5 protein-coding genes and 2 tRNA genes are annotated in these 14,942 nt (G+C 65.6%); 6 read left to right on the top strand and 1 reads right to left on the bottom strand.

Annotation, left to right across the window (positions count from 1 at the left end):
- Window positions 1-78: 78 nt before the first annotated feature.
- Window positions 79-408 carry a thioredoxin TrxA gene (gene trxA / locus ACS5PK_RS15365; RefSeq protein WP_439441135.1) on the bottom strand — a complete coding sequence of 110 codons (330 nt, stop codon included), beginning with the start codon at window positions 406-408 and terminating at the stop codon, window positions 79-81.
- A 187-nt stretch (window positions 409-595) separates the two neighbouring features.
- Here trxA and ACS5PK_RS15360 point away from each other — a divergent pair, with 187 nt between their 5' ends.
- From ACS5PK_RS15360 to ACS5PK_RS15335, 6 genes are all read left to right on the top strand, one after another.
- Complete coding sequence (locus ACS5PK_RS15360) at window positions 596-3,271, top strand: PD-(D/E)XK nuclease family protein (protein WP_439441134.1); 2,676 nt, start codon at window positions 596-598, stop codon at window positions 3,269-3,271.
- Window positions 3,271-6,657, top strand: coding sequence for a UvrD-helicase domain-containing protein (locus tag ACS5PK_RS15355; protein ID WP_439441133.1), 3,387 nt, complete (start codon window positions 3,271-3,273; stop codon window positions 6,655-6,657). Before ACS5PK_RS15360 ends, ACS5PK_RS15355 begins: the two co-directional genes overlap by 1 nt.
- 75 nt (window positions 6,658-6,732) lie before the next feature.
- Window positions 6,733-6,809: transfer RNA gene (locus ACS5PK_RS15350), tRNA-Pro, on the top strand.
- 297 nt (window positions 6,810-7,106) lie between these two features.
- Entirely contained in the window at window positions 7,107-9,092 is a 1,986-nt protein-coding gene (locus ACS5PK_RS15345) for an OPT family oligopeptide transporter (protein WP_439441132.1), read from the top strand.
- A 90-nt stretch (window positions 9,093-9,182) separates the two neighbouring features.
- Window positions 9,183-9,259, top strand: a tRNA-Arg gene (locus ACS5PK_RS15340).
- A gap of 1,747 nt (window positions 9,260-11,006) precedes the next feature.
- Window positions 11,007-14,942, top strand: a 3,936-nt coding sequence (locus ACS5PK_RS15335) for a non-ribosomal peptide synthetase (protein ID WP_439441131.1), incomplete at its 3' end; no start/stop codon positions are given.

The following is a 14,942-nucleotide window of genomic DNA, read 5'->3' as shown; positions in this document are numbered from 1 at the left end:
TCCATGCCCCGAAGCCGGTCTGGCTGGGGCATGTTGGCCATTCAAGCCCGGCCGAGTGGGGCCGGGCATGTGGGGGGATTATAGGTTGGCGTCGAGGAAGGACGTCAACTGGGCCTTGGAGAGGGCGCCAACCTTGGTGGCGGCCAACTGGCCGTCCTTGAAGAGCATGAGGGTCGGGATGCCGCGGATGCCGAACTTGGCGGGCACTTCGCGGTTCTCGTCGACGTTCATCTTGGTGACCTGCAGGCGGCTGCCGTAATCCCTGGCCACTTCGTCCAGGATGGGGGCAATCATCTTGCAGGGGCCGCACCATTCGGCCCAGTAGTCCACCAGCACGGGCGTGGCGGATTGGAGGACATCGGCGTCAAAGGACGCGTCGGAGATGTGTTTGATCAGTTCGCTGCTCATGGATGAGTCCTTGGACAGGCTGCACGCAGCCGGGGCCCGAGTCGCTTTCTTGTCAGCCCGCCAGGGGGCAGCACTCAGGGCACAATGATTCTGACACAAGAGCCAAGAGCCCGAAGCGATTGGGGTTCATGGCTGGCGAACCGGCCCTTGCCGGGGGCTGAGGACCACGGATGGAGCCTTGCACGGCGTGACTGCAGAACAACAGATCGAGACGCAATACCTGGCCTTAGGCCTTGGCGACGGGGCTAGACCCTTCTGGGACGCCGCCGTCCAGCGCATGGCGGCCTGGATGCAGGCGCGTGGTGTGCAGAGCCGGGATGCTGTCGTGCTGTTGCCTTTCGCGCAGCACCTCGCCTCGGCGCGCCGGGCCTGGCGCAGCACCGGGCTCTGGCAGCCCCGGATGGAGACCACTCACAGCCTGGCTTCCGCCCTGGGCCCCAGCCCGCTGTCCCAGGGGCTTCAGATCAGCTTCGACGCGGCCATCGACGTGCTCAATGCCCGGCAGCTGCTGGCCGGTCAGAGCTGGGCCGAGGCGCTGCGCCAGCAGGATCCGCGCGCCTGGCAACTGGCTTTGCAACAACTGGTGGAGGCGGCTCAGGCCCTGGCTCGGCACGCGCACGCCCTCGGGCCGCAGGGCCGCCAGGCCTTCTGGCCCCGCGCCCGACTCGCGCTGCAGCAGGGGGGGCCGGCGGACCTTGAGCAGGCCTTGTCCCTCGTGGCGCTTGAATGGGCCGCCAGTGACACCCGGGTGCCTGCGACCGATGCCCTTTTCAGCCTGAGCCCCAGCGCCTGGGTGCTGATGCGTGCTGGCGGTGTCGACCCCCTGTGCGATGCCTTGCTGGAGCAGGCCGCTGCCCAGGGCATCCCCTGTCTGCTGCTGGACGCCGACAGCACGCTGGAGCAACTGGCCACGGACCTGCCTCCGGCGCGTCTGCGGGAGGCCAGTTGCGAGGACAGCGAGTCGCTTGCCCAATGCACGGCGGCGACAGTGCTGGAGCACATCCGCCGGCAGGAGGTGCCCGTGGCCCTGATCGCGCAGGACCGTGTGCTGGTGCGGCGAGTCCGGGCCCTGCTGGAGCGCCAGTGCGTGCGCCTTGGCGACGAGACCGGTTGGACCCTGGCCACAACGCCGGAGGCTGCCCAGCTGATGGCATTGCTGCGCGCCGCCCAGCCCAGGGCGAGTGTCGACGAAGTCTTGCAATGGCTCAAAAGCGAGCTGGCACGCGGCCTGCGCGAACGAGGTGCTGCCGACGCGTTGGACCAGTTGGAGGCGCAATGCCGCCGACTGGGCTGGGTACAGGCCGGCGCGGTTCAGCTTGTGCATCTGAAGGGGCCGGCAATAGGCCTGTGGCAGGATGCCCAGGAACTGATCGCCATCCTGCGCGCAGGGCAGGCCCAGCGAAGCCTGGAGCAGTGGCTGGGCCAATTGCGCCGCCTTCTTGAGCGCCTGGGCGCCTTGAGCTGGTTGGGTGAGCAGGCGGCGGGACGTCAGCTCCTGCTGGCCCTGTGGCTGCAGCGGGAGCCCTGGCCTGATTCGGCCCATCAGCTTGCCTTGCAGAGTACGCAGCTGGGCAGTGCGGACTTTGTCCAGTGGGTCAACGAGACCCTGGAAGCCCAGCAGTTCGTGCCGGAGTTGCCAGTGGATCTGCAGGTGCTGGTCACGCCCATGGCGCGAGCCATGCTGCGCCCCTTTGCCGCTGTCGTGCTGCCTGGAGCTGACGCGCAGACGCTGGGCCAAGTTGCTTCAGGCCCGGTGCTGCTGCCCGAGGCTCTGCTGCGGCAGTTGGGCATGCCCGATCAGGCCAGCCGCAGAGCCCAGCTCGCGGCGAGCTTCGTGCAGCTTCTGCGGGCACCGCACCTGACTCTGTTGCGCTGTGACCGGGCAGGCAGCGAGCCGCTGGCCCGCAGTCCCCTGCTGGAACGTCTGGAAGCCGCCCGGGAGCAGGCAGGCGCCGGGCCTATCCCGCCTTGGCAGGACCCTCGGCCGCGCCGGACCTTGGGCGCCCTGCCCACACACATGGCGCAGGCCAGCGCGGCAGGCCAGCTGCCCCGGGCGCTCAGTGCCAGCGCGCTGGAAGCCCTGCGCAACTGCCCCTACCAGTTCTTCGGTCTGCAGTTGCTGGGCTTGCGTGAGGACGAGGAGCTCAGCGAAGAGCTGGACAAGCGCGACTACGGCAACTGGTTGCATGCCGTGCTGCACCGTTTCCATGAACAGCGCAAGGCGCAGCCGGCCGCTGACGATGTGCAGGCCCTGTCCGAGGTGGCGGAGCGGGAACGGCAGCGCATGGGCTTGTCCGAGGCCGAGTTCCTGCCCTACCTCGCCAGCTTTCGCCGCCTGCTGCCTCGTTACCTGGCCTGGCTGGCCCAGCACGAGGCAGCAGGCTGGCAGTACGAAGGCGGCGAGGTGCCACGGCATTGCCAGCCCTGGACGCATCCAGCCTTGCGCGAGCTTCGTCTGCAGGGGCGCCTGGACCGCTTCGATGGATCAACCGGGCCAGACCCGCGCCGCCTGCTGCTGGACTACAAGACAGGTTCCACGGACGCACTCAAGGACAAGCTCAAGCGTCCGCTCGAGGACACCCAACTGGCCGTTTACGCTCTCCTGTGCGGCGAGGAGCCAGCGCAGACGGGCATCGCACTGGAAGCCGCCTACCTGACGCTGGACGACAGCAAGGGCCTGCAACTGCTCTTGCACCCGGACGTGCAGCGCAGCGCAGAGCAACTGCGCCAGGGCATGGAGCAGGACCTGGCCGCTGTCCAGGCCGGCGCCGCCTTGCCTGCGCTGGGCGAGGGGCGCGCCTGCGCGCTGTGCCCGGTGCGTGGTCTGTGTCGCAAGGATGATTGGTGGGAGGGGAGTCTCTGATGGCGTCGCCCCAGGCGAGTGCGGCCTACACGGTCGATGCGCGGGTCGTTCCGCGAGAGCTGTTCTACCAGGTCGCCTGCGATCCGCGCCGCAGCGTGGTGGTGGAGGCCTGCGCCGGAGCAGGCAAGACCTGGATGCTGGTGTCGCGCATTCTGAGGGCCTTGCTTGACGGTGCCGAGCCACAGCAGATCGTGGCCATTACCTTCACCCGCAAGGCTGCCGGCGAAATGCGCCAGCGTCTGGCGCAGTGGCTGGCCGAATTCGCCCGAACTGACCATGCCGGCCGCTGCCAGGCCCTGGTCCAGCGTGGCATGAGCGAGGAGGTGGCTCAGCGCGCGGCGCCGCTGCTCGGCGGGCTGCAGCAGCGGCTGCTGGAAGGCGGACGTCCTGTGGAGATCCGCACCTTCCATGCCTGGTTCTCGCAACTGCTGCGTGCAGCGCCCATGACCCTGCTGCAGACGCTGGGCATCGCGCCGGAACTGCAGCTGCTGGAAGACGAAAGCGAGCTGATGCCGGAGGTCTGGCGCGGCTTCCACGCTCGTCTGCTGGCCGCTCCTGAACTCTTGTCTGACTACCAGGCCCTGATCGACGAATGCGGCCGCAGCAAGGTGCTGCGCTGGCTGGAGGCGGGATTCGGCAAACGGGTGGAGCTTCGCCTGGCCCAGGCGCAGGGCGTCTTGATGGCCAGCGTGGAGGGGGCTGAATCGGTGTCGCCGCGCTTTGCCTGCACAAGCCCACTGGGGCTGGTGCAGGCCATGCGTTCGCAGTGGCAAGACCTGGCCCTTGAACTGGGCCAGGGGCGCAACGAGACCATGCGAAAGGCTGCGACGGCCATCGAACAGGCCCTCAGCGAGCAGGTTCCCGCGGCGGTGCTGTTTGAGGTGCTTCGAGGCAGGCTGCTGACCAAGGCCGGCACCCCGGTGAAGGCCCTGTCTACCAGTGCGCTGGCTGTGGCGCTGGCCGACGAGATCATCCTCATCCAGCGGGGTTTGGACCAGGCGCTTGCGCAGCAACTGCATCAGCGGCTGGCGCGGCTGAGCCTGGAGTTGATCGACAGCTTCGATCAGCTCAAGAAGCGCCGCGGCTTGGTCGACATGAACGACCTCGAGCGTGGCGCGCTGGCCGTTCTGGGGGATGCCGCCCTGGCTGGCTGGGTGCAGGAACGCCTGGACACGCAGCTGCGGCATCTGCTCATCGATGAATTTCAGGACACCAGTCCGCTGCAGTGGCAGGCGCTCTATGCCTGGCTTTCATCCTACGGCGGTGCCGGGGGGGGAGGCAGCGGGCAGCGCCCGCTGTCCGTCTTCATCGTGGGGGATCCCAAGCAGAGCATCTACCGCTTCCGGCGGGCCGAGCCGCGAGTATTCGCTGCTGCGCGAGATTTTCTCCAGCGTGGCCTCGGCGCCGCCGTGCTGGCTTGTGACCACACTCGGCGCAATGCGCCGCAGGTCCTGGCGGCCGTCAACGCGGCCCTGTTGCAGGCTCAGGAGCAGGGCGAGTATCAGGGCTTCCGTGCGCATACCACCGAATCGGCTGCTGACGACGAGCTGGCCGGCGTGTGGCGTCTTGATGCCGAACCTGATGCAGATGCCCAGGCGCAAGCTGCTGATGAAAGTGGAGGCTCTGCGGCTGCAGGCGCGGATCTCGCTTGGCGCCCTAGTCTCAGCGAGGCCCGCCATGAGCCGGAACTGCAGCGACGTGGCGCAGAGGCGCAGCGCATTGCCCGAGCCCTGGCTGACTTGCTGAACCAAGGCCGGCTGCAGCCCGGCGACGTCTTCGTGCTCGCCCGCAGGCGCGAGGCGTTGCGTGTGCTGGCCGAGGCCCTGAAGGCGCAGGGCATTCCCCATGTGGCGCCCGAAGAGCTTGCCCTGCTGGATTCGCCCGATGTCCGAGACGTGCTGGCCTTGCTGGACGCGCTGGCCTCGCCTGCGCATGACCTCTCCCTGGCCCATGCGCTGCGCAGTCCCTTGTTTGGCGTCAGCGACTCGGCCTTGCTTCAGCTCGCCCTGGCTGCCGGCACGGTGAGGCGGCTCGTCACTGCGGAGGCGGCAGGCGAGGCGGCCGAGGAGGCCGGCAAGGTTCGCCTCAGCTTCTGGCAGGCACTGATGCAGTCGGAGCCTTCAGGGCTGGAGCCGGCGCTGCTGCGCGCCCGCAGCCTGCTGGCGGGCTGGGCCAAGCGCCTGCAGCAAAGCACGCCACAGGAGTTGCTGGACCGCATCTTCGCGGAGGGAGACCTGCTTGCGCGCGTGGCCACCTGCGTGCCGCCCAGCGAGCGCCGCAGCCGCTTGCATGCGCTGCAGTCCCTGCTGAAGCTGGCCCTGGATCTGGACGGCGGACGCTATGCCACCGTCTATGGCTTTGTGCGTGCGCTGCGGCAGCGGGCGCTGAGCCTGCCTGCGCATGGTGAGTCTGACGCGGTGCAACTGCTCACCGTGCATGGCGCCAAGGGACTGGAGGCGCGGGTCGTGGTCCTCATGGACTGTGATGCGGCGCCCGCTCGTGCCGACCACGCCACCCTGCTGGTCGACTGGCCGGTGGACCAGCCAGGGCCTCGCCGCGTCGCCTTCATTGCCTCGGAGGGGAGTCCGCCGCCCGCGCTTGAGTCGCTCATGCGCTTCGAGCAGGGGGAACGCCAGCGCGAGGAGCTCAATGCGCTCTACGTGGCCATGACGCGTGCCAAGTCACGGCTCGTCATCAGCCGAAGTCTCTCTGCCCGAGGGGGGGGAGCCGGCAGTTGGTGGCAGCGTCTGCAGGAGCTGGCCGAGCCCTGGTGGCCCGCTGCCGGGGCTGCAGTCGCAGGTGTTAGTCATGAGTTCAGCCTGCTGGAGCTGCCGGTCTTGCCGTCCACATTGACGCTGTCGACGGAGCCGGCGCGCGTGGAGCCTTCGGAGTTGGTGGTGAGAACGGCTGAGCTGGACGAGATGGCTGCCTTGGGTGAAGCCATGCACCGCGTGCTGGAGTGGGCCAGCGGCCCGCAAGGGCAGGGCGGGGTGCTGGAGCCCCTGCTGGGCGCCGCGGCCCAGATGTACGGCCTGGATGCCAGGCGCAGTGAGCGTCTGGCGCGCTGTGTGCGCGCCATACTGGGCAGCCCTGAATGCGCGCCCTTCTTTGACGCAGCCCAGCTCCAATGGGCGGGCAACGAGGTTCCGGTGAGCCATGAGGGTCAGGACTTGCGTCTGGACCGCCTGGTGCTTCGTTGCCCGCAGCCGGGCGTCGAAGCCCAGTGGTGGGTACTGGATTACAAGCTGCACGAGGCGCCGCAGCGCCAGCCCGAGTATGTGCAGCAGCTGCAGCAGTACCGCGCAGCCGTGCAGGCCCTGCAGCCCGGCGAACCTGTGCGCACGGCCTTCATCACGGGGCAGGGGCGCTTGGTGGAAGTGCAGTGAAGGGGGCTCGTGAAGGATGATTGCTCGGGTTTGTCCGCAAAGGCAGAAATCCCGGGTTAGAATGCAAAGCTTCGTCGGGGCGTAGCGCAGCCTGGTAGCGCATCTGCTTTGGGAGCAGAGGGTCGCGAGTTCGAATCCCGCCGCCCCGACCATCCAATGTGATTGATTCTGTTGAAGAATCCTGAACAGCCCGCCTGGCAACTCGCGGGCTGTTTTTCTAACGGATTTACCTTCTTCTAACGGGTGGGCATTGAGGCTTTGGCTTTGGCTTTGGCCAAGGATCCTGCGTTCCTCGAGCCTGCCTGCCGTCTCCAGGGCCGTCCCCTACAGGACAACCCCCTGACAGCGGCCTGAAGGTGGCTGACACAATCCGCGCACCTTTGCGGCAGGGTTCCACGAGCGCCCGCAGCCGCTCTGTCGGCTTGCCGACGTCCATCATCAAGAACAGCATGGCCATTCAACATCTCAGCGACGAGCAGATTCGCAGCTGGAGCCGGGCAGAGAAAGACGCCTGGTGGTTCAACAACGTCTACCAGAAGGACATGCCGCAGCTGACGGCGCGCTCCGCGCTGACGGGCTTTCTTCTGGGCCTGGTGCTAACGGCCACGGCGCTGTACATCGGCGCCAAGACTGGCGTGGGCATAGGCGTGGGCCTGACCTCTGTGATTCTGGCCTTCGCCCTGTTCAAGTCCCTGTCCAATGCAGGCCTGGCCCGCGATTTCAGCGTGCTGGAGAACAACTGCACGCAGTCCATCGCCACGGCGGCTGGCTACACGGTGATGCCGCTGATCGCAGGCCTGCCGGCCTACATGATGATGACGGGCCACATCATTCCTTGGTGGCAGCTGATGGTCTGGCTGATCGTCGTTTCAGTACTGGGCGTGCTGGTGGCCTTCCCGATGAAGCGCCGCTTCATCAACGAAGACCAACTGCCTTTCCCCGAAGGCCGCGCCTGCGGCGTGGTGCTGGATTCGCTGTACACAGGCAATGGCGACGAAGGCCTGTACAAGGCCCGCCTGCTGGGCAAGGTGGCCGGGCTTGCGGCCGTCTACCAGGCGCTGGTCAGCGATGGCTGGATGAAGTTGATCCAGTTCAAGATCCTGCGTATGGACCAGTGGGCTGGCATGAAGGAGCCCTGGTATCTGCATGAGAAGCTGGACCACTACTACTACGTCTGGGCCACCAAGGCCGAGGCCTACATCCCCAAGATCCTGGGCACGGACCTTCGCGTGCTGGGTCTGCGCCTGACGGTGGACATGGCCATGCTGGGCGTTGGGGGGCTCATGGGCATGGCGGTGGCGAGCAGTTGCCTGATCGGTGCGCTGCTGAACTTTGGCGTGTTGGCGCCGCTGATGATCCAGATGGGCGACATCGCCCCACGCGTGAGGCTGGATGGTAGCGTCGTGCCGCTGGGGCGGACGGAGATCGTCAATCAGTGGTCGCTGTGGTGGGCCGTGACCATGATGGTGGTGGGCGCCCTGGTGGGGCTGCTGGCCAAGCCTGAGCTCATCACCAGCCTCTTCAAGCGCAAGTCAAAGGTCGATGCGGCCGAACAGGGGCCCGACCTGCTGCGTGACATCGAGATGCCGCTGTGGCTTTCCTACGTGGGTGTGCCCGTGCTGGGCGCTCTCAGTGTGTGGCTGACGCACAGCTTCTTTGGCGTGCCGTGGCTTCTGGGCCTGATCTCGCTGCCCTTGATCCTGGTGCTGACTGTCATCTGCGCCAATGCCATGGCACTGACCTCATGGACGCCGACCGGAGCGCTGTCCAAGATCACGCAGTTCACCGTGGGGGCCTTGGATCGCAGCAATCCGGCCTCCAACCTGCTGCCTGCCACCATGACCTCGGACATCGCGTCCAATGCCTCCAACCTGCTGTCGGACATCAAGCCCGGCTACATGCTGGGCGGCAAGCCGCGGCACCAGGCCGTGGGCCACATCATCGGCATCCTGGCGGGCACCTTGTCTGCCGTGCCGCTGTTCTTCCTGCTCTTCCTGCCGCCTGATGCCAATGGCGTGCGCAGCACGGCCACTATCGTCAGTGACCAGTTCGCCTTCCCCGCGGCCCTGCAGTGGAAGGGCGTGGCCGAGCTGATCGCCAAGGGCATCAGCCAGTTGCCGGTGTCGGCGCTGATCTCGATGGCCGTGGCGGCGGTGATGGCTGTGGTCATCGAGGTGCTGCGCATCCGCACGCGGGGTCGCTTCCCGCTGTCCTCGGTCTCCATCGGTCTGGGCGTGGTGCTGCCGCCGGATGCCGTGATCTGCATGTTCATGGGCGCGCTGCTGTTCTGGATCATGCACAAGCGCAACGAAGCCGATCCCAAGAGCGCAGGTTATCGCCGCTGGATCGAGGGCGCCGAGCCCATCTGTGCCGGTCTCATTTCCGGCGCCGCGTTGATGGGCATCGGCAATGCCCTGCTCAATGTGCTGATCTGAGCACGCGTGGTCGGCGCACAGGCCGGCCACGCATGGCACAATTCCAGCTTGCTGATGCACGCCGAGTCGGGAGACTCGGCGTTCACGCTTCTGCCCGTAGCTCAACTGGATAGAGCAGCTGCCTTCTAAGCAGCAGGTCGGGGGTTCGAGTCCCTCCGGGCAGGCCAAAATCAGCAACTTAGCGATGCCTCGCGACAGGCTCCGTCTAAGTATGAGCGTTTTGTCTAAGTCTTGGCGCGCCAGCTTGACACGCTGATGGTCCTTTCCCTGGGTGTGGCGCGGGACCTTGCTCTTGTGGTCTGACCGCTTTTGGGCTTGGCGAATGCTGTTGTCGGCTCTTCGCAGGGGTTCAACGTTGACGCGGCCCCGCTTGCCGTGGATGTGCAGGTCTTCAATGCCAGTGACTTCGCACGCCGCATCCTTGCGTTGCGGATTGCCAAAGCGCACGGAGCGCCTCTGCCGGCGTGGTGCGCCAGGTCATCATCGTCTTCGGGCGCTCTGCGCTCATCCGGCGCATGCTCTGGTGCGTCGAGCGCGAGCTCGGTGTGCATTGGATCGCTCTGGCGCCTGCCTGCGATGCATATGGCCGAGGACGTCGATGATGAAGGCGACGTTGGCTCCGTCCTGCCAGGTCGAGATTGAGGTGCAGTCCGTGGTCCGCCATGAGGGCGGTCGCTCCGCGCAGAGCGGTCGATTGACTCGGTCAAGCGGATCGGGTGCCTTGGGGTGGGCCACGATGATGTGCGGCGTCTTGAAACGGGGCACTTGCTGCATCCCTGGTGGGCACATGGGTCGCTCGACGGTGCGGCGCACTACTGCAAAGCCTTCTCGGGGGGATTGATGTCAGACCTTTCCGGCTTGGCAGGTCTGCGCATTGGCCTGCCAGGCGCGTGCTGGCTGCGACAGCAGGCCTAGCCGCGCGGGGCTGGCAGCGAGCACAGGGTGGGGCTGAGTTGGCGTACGGCATGCCTCCTTGTTCCAGCCTCGCTGGCGATGGCGTCGATGGCCGCCCGCTGCGAGAGAGGCGCGCCATGGAGCTTCAGCACCAGGCCCGCCACACGCTCTTGGACTTCTGGGGAGACTGCGGCGGCTTTTACATGACTCCAGTCGTCTGGGCTGGAGTCTTCTCGAAGGCCGGGGTGTCTCATCCTGACTCGGCGTTGGCGTGCTGCACACCAATGTGCGTGCCTACCTTATTAAATCCATTCGCAAGTGCAGCAATAGGCTTGAGTCAGCTGCTGGGCAAACTTTCATGTGCAAGACGTCTGGGTGGGCGAGGCGCTTCCAGGTCTATGTCTCGAGGGGGATCCTCAGGCAGTGGCATTGAAGGACGGGAGGGGTGTGGATGAATTTCTGCCCATGGCTATGAGTGCTGAAGGCAAGGTTTTACGAGGCATATGTGAAGCGAAACAGTCATATTGGCGAATGCACGAAAGGGTTAGCACCGATGTCAGAAGTGAGGGGGTGGCCAACAATAATCTTCGGCACTCGAACTCAGGCCTGTCTGAGCTGATGACGATCGCGCGCACAAGTGAAGCGGAACTTCACGACAAGTAAAAAGGCGCTGAACTGATTGACATAAAAGCATTAGTCAATCAGTTAACGGGTTAGATTGGTAGTCAAGCTATTTCTTGGAGGGGATGCTTGCTTCAAAAATCAATAAGGTCGACCTTGTGCCAGTCCTTTCGTGGGGCTGGATTGTCATGGTTCTTGACTGATCGACATCGGCGTACTTCGGCGTGTTCTGCTCTCGGAACTTTCCGCCGATTACGCCCTGTGCTGCCACTCATCGAAGCTGCTGTGGCTTGATCGTCCACTTCGCGTGGATGTTATTTACCTGTGCCGATACCTCTGGGCCCCTTGGGCCTTGTGATCGCGCACGTCTCCCTGTCTGGTTAAAGAAACTCCGCCGACATGCTAGGCCTGGAGCTGCATCATTATTTTGTGAATATGAATTCTCCATCCGTAGCAGTTCAGAAGTCCACATGGGTGCAATTGGGTCAAGAGCGCGAGCTGCTGCAAGGGTGGCATCGGATGCTTCAGGGGGGGAGCGCTCAGACGCAGGCGAGCGCGCAGGGTGTGCTGTATCAGCTCATTCGCCTCGATCGGCGCATGGAGCTCAATGAAATCCGGCACGTGCTTGACGGGGTGAGGGATTGTGCGATTCCTCGACGCGAGGACGTGGGGGGCTCCGAAGTTACCGCGTGGGAGTTGATTGAGGTCAATGGCTGTGGAGATGAAGCCCAGGCACTTGAGCAGGCGCGGCAGCGATGCAGGGCCTCTGCAGAAGGTGAAGGTGGTGATCGTGTGGCAGCTGTCTACGCCTGCGCGTCATCCAATCGAAAATGGCTTCTGCTGATCCAGCGAAGCAGTTCAGCTGACTTTCAAGAGCTGCGCTCGCTTGTTGGTCGACTGAACGGCCTTTTCCTCGGCGACGCAGCTCCTGCTCAAAAGTCAGGGGTGGACTTGGATGGAAAGTTTGCGCTCGTTGAAGAAGGACTTTTTCTTCCTGGCCTCCATCCTCAGGGCTCGATTCGAGTCCGGCGTGCCGCGGTGCATATCAGTCGCTTGCCTGCGTCGATTTGCACCCGGATGCAGGCCTTTGAGCAGGAGCATGGCTGCTCTCGTGCGGTGTTGCTTCGAGGCGCGTTGGGCCTGTTGTTGTCTGCACAGTGGCAGCGCAGTGGGGCCATGCTGGGGGCTCTGGAGCTTGATGGCGAAGGGCAGGGGAGGCGTGTGTGTTCCAGCGTGATCCGCTTGCCGGAGCTTGTGAATCTGCCCTTCCTTGACTGGCTGCGTGAGCCGTCTTCCGTGCTTGAAGGGGAGACTCCTCACGGCGCCGCTGCCGGCACCGCCGTTGCAGCGGCGCTGCCGTTCATGTTTGGCTTCATGTCGATTGAAGAGAGCGTCGATGAGCCCCTTCATTGGATGCCTCTCGAGTGCATGCAAGAACTCGGACTCGCGGCACTTGAGACGGGCTCCGGCATGGACCTCCGGTGGGAGTTCGCTTCTGACCTCTGGGATCACCGGGTCATCGTCGCGTTGTCTGGCAAGCTTGAAGCGCTACTGGGCGAGCTACTGAGCCGCCCGAGGGAGTCCTTGAAGTGCCTGGCGCTGATTGCTGGGGTCTCTGACTGTGCGCATGCGGGCGCTGGGCTCGCTGCTCCAGAAGAGGCCCAGGCGTTTGCCTCTGAGCTGGCGTTGAGCCGTGAGGAAGCATACTGGCGCGCGCAACTGGCGGACGCGCCGCCGCGCCTGAATCTGCCGACGGATCAGGGGCGCCCAGTAGGTCATGTCTGTACGCGTGAACTGGTTCCGGTGCGGATTGATGCTGCACTGGCGGATGAGGTCCGGACACTAAGCCAGCGGCATGACGCGACGCCCTTCATGACAGTGCTGGCGGCTTGGGCGCTGGTGCTGTGGCGTTTGAGTGGCCAGGATGATCTGCTCGTCGGTGTGCCTAGCCGGAGCATGGGGGCTCAAGACGGGGCGCCGTTGGATGATGGTGCCCCCAACACACTGGCGCTGCGCGTTCGACTGGCAGGTGAACTTAGCGTGGCACAGCTGCTGCGCCAGGTGCGTGAGACGGTTCTTGCAGCGCGGGCACACCGGCAATTGCCCTTCGGTCGGGTTCTGGAGATCATCAAGCCGCCGCTCCGGCTGGACCATGCGCCCCTGTGTCAGGTGATGCTGGCGTGGCATGGCGAAGGCACAGAGTTGCCGCTTTTGCGGGAGGACCATGGCGACGGCATGCCGGGTGTCCCGGCCAGCCCCGTGCTTGGGCTGAACCTGTTTGATACGGGCGACGGGTCTATGGCAGGCGCATTGACCTTCGCTTCCACGCTGTTCGATGCAGAGACGGCAGAGCGCTATCGGGAGTACCTGGTGGCGGCGCTGCGCGGCCTGGTGGCCGATGAGGGACAGGCTGTTGCGCAGGTCGCGCTGCTGGGCGAGGCCGAGCGTCGATGCCAGCTCATCGACTGGAACAGGACCGACATGCCGTATCCTGCCGATCAGGTCCTGCCAGCCCTGTTCGAGGAACAGGTGGCGCGCTCGCCAGACAGCGTGGCGCTCGTCTTTGGCTCGCAGCAGCTTAGCTACGCGCAGCTGAATGCGCGGGCCAACCAAATCGCGCATTTCCTGCACGAAACCGGCGTACGCCCAGACGCCGTGGTGGGCCTGTTCATGGAGCGCTCGGTAGAGATGGTGGCCGGCTTGCTCGGCATCCTGAAAGCTGGCGGCGCCTACCTGCCAATCGACCCGGCCTACCCGCGGGAACGCATTTCCCAGATGCTGCAGGACTCCGGCATTTCGCTGCTGCTGAGCCAGTCGCGCGTGGCGCTGAACCTGCCGGACTTCGAGGGCGAGGTGATCCTCCTTGACGCTGGCGTGCGCGCCAGCGACGGCGCCAAGGTGCTGGCGAACCAGCCCGGATACGAGCTACCACGGGATCGTGTGGGGCTGCAGCCGCACCACTTGGCCTACGTGATCTACACCTCCGGCTCTACCGGGCGCCCCAAGGGCGTGATGGTGGAGCAGCGCGGCGTGGTGAGGCTGGTGCGCAACCCCGACTACTGCCCCTCTGGCCCACACACTGTCATGTTGCAGCATTCGTCGATCTCCTTCGACGTGGGCTCCCAGGAGGTGCTTGGACCACTGCTCAACGGCGGGCGGTTGGTACTGCACGAGGGCGAGAGCCGGGATGTTGCGCAACTGCTCGATCACGTCGAGCGCCATCAGGTGAACATGATGTGCCTGTCGGCAGGCTTTCTGCCGGCTTTCGTGCAGGAAGCGGCGCACAGGGATCTGCCGCTGGAGTGCCTGTGTGTGGGGGGCGAGGCCTTCTCAGCGCGCGATGTGCTGGCGCTGTACGAGCGTCATCCCGGCCTGACCGTGGTCAACGGCTACGGTCCGACCGAGAACAGCATCGCCTCCACCTGCTATGTGATCCCGCGCGACATCGCTCCGGATGCGCCGATTCCGATCGGCCAGCCGATCGCGAACTCGACGGCCTATGTGGTGGACGGCCGCATGTGCTTGCTGCCTCGCGGCGCGGTGGGCGAGTTGTGCGTGGGGGGGCCCGGCGTGGCGCGTGGCTACCTGAACCGACCCGAGCTGACGGCAGAGCGCTTCCTGGCCGACCCGTTCAGCCCGGCGGCCGGAGGCCGGATGTACCGCACCGGGGATCTGGTGCGCTACCTGCCCGACGGGAACCTGGAGTTCCTGGGGCGCAATGACCATCAGGTCAAGATCCGAGGCTTCCGCATCGAGCCCGGAGAGATCCAGAGCCGCCTGGCCGAGCACCCCGAGGTGCGCGAGGCGGCGGTGATCGTTCGCGAGGACAAGCCCGGGGACAAGCGCCTGGTGGCCTATGTGGTGATGCAGCCGGGGCAGGGGGCAGCCCAGGAGCCCGGGGAGCTGGCGGCGCAGCTGCGCACGTACCTGGCGCGCCAGCTGCCGGAGTACATGGTGCCGGCGGCGTATGTGAGCCTGGAGGCGATGCCGCTGAACGCCAACGGCAAGCTGGACCGCAAGGCACTGCCCGTGCCGCAAGGGGAGGCGTACAAGCGCCAGCGCTACGAGGCGCCCCAGGGGGAGCTGGAGGAGATCCTGGCGCAGCACTGGGGCGAGCTGCTGGGGCTGGAGCAGGTGGGTCGGCACGACAGCTTCTTCGAGCTGGGCGGGCACTCGCTGCTGGCGGTGCGGCTGATCAGCCGGCTGAGAGCGGCGCTGGGGATAGAGCTGACGCTGGCCAGTGTGTTCAATCACCCGACGCTGGCGGGGTGCGCGGCGGCGCTGGGAGAGCTGGGCGAGCTGGGGCAGCAGCCGCAGCAGGCCCAGGGGCCGGCG

This window comes from Roseateles sp. DB2 (assembly GCF_051857535.1).
Taxonomy (GTDB): Bacteria; Pseudomonadota; Gammaproteobacteria; order Burkholderiales; family Burkholderiaceae_C; genus Roseateles_B.
The sequence above is the reverse complement of the archived record's forward strand: the minus strand, read 5'-3'. Positions and strand labels throughout refer to the sequence as shown.

What these genes read in the sequence shown, in the direction of transcription:
- trxA (WP_439441135.1), bottom strand. Translation starts at nt 408, where the DNA reads ATGAGCAGCGAACTGATCAAACACATCTCCGACGCGTCCTTTGACGCC.
- ACS5PK_RS15355 (WP_439441133.1), top strand. Translation starts at nt 3,271, where the DNA reads ATGGCGTCGCCCCAGGCGAGTGCGGCCTACACGGTCGATGCGCGGGTC.
- ACS5PK_RS15345 (WP_439441132.1), top strand. Translation starts at nt 7,107, where the DNA reads ATGGCCATTCAACATCTCAGCGACGAGCAGATTCGCAGCTGGAGCCGG.